Genomic DNA, 403 nt, shown 5'->3' on the forward strand with positions numbered 1-403 from the left:
CTTTTGTACGAAAATGACGCCTTGCACGAAGTAGCAGGATGTAGTTCTTTACACTGAAATAGATGGGTTATGTAAAATGGCACAAAAAAACACCACCACCCAACTCTTGAAGCTCCACTTTGTACCCTTGTTGTTTGATCTTGTGTACCCAGTAGTTGACGTCCTTTTCTTTTTTCGGTAAATCATCTGGGCCGAGTTCTTCATAGGGCACACCCGCCCGCAGCATGATGAAGATGATGCGAAGCATCAGGTGAGCCAGTGCCATATTTGCTTTTTTCGGCCCTCGTCGCTTGACCAACCGGTAATAAAAGGCGGATAGCCGCGTGTTTTTTGTTTTGGCAGCAGCCCAAGCAGCCTGACATCGCACGGACTTTAATCCTTTATTCCCTTTACGGGTTCGCAT

At 46.7% G+C, this 403-nt stretch carries 1 pseudogene; it reads right to left on the reverse strand.

Annotation, left to right across the window (positions count from 1 at the left end):
- Positions 1 to 67: 67 nt before the first annotated feature.
- A pseudogene (locus tag PPOP_RS14960) lies at positions 68 to 403 on the reverse strand (IS110 family transposase); the annotation flags it as partial.

The organism is Paenibacillus popilliae ATCC 14706 (assembly GCF_000315235.1).
In the GTDB taxonomy this organism is placed as follows: Bacteria; Bacillota; Bacilli; order Paenibacillales; family Paenibacillaceae; genus Paenibacillus_B; species Paenibacillus_B popilliae.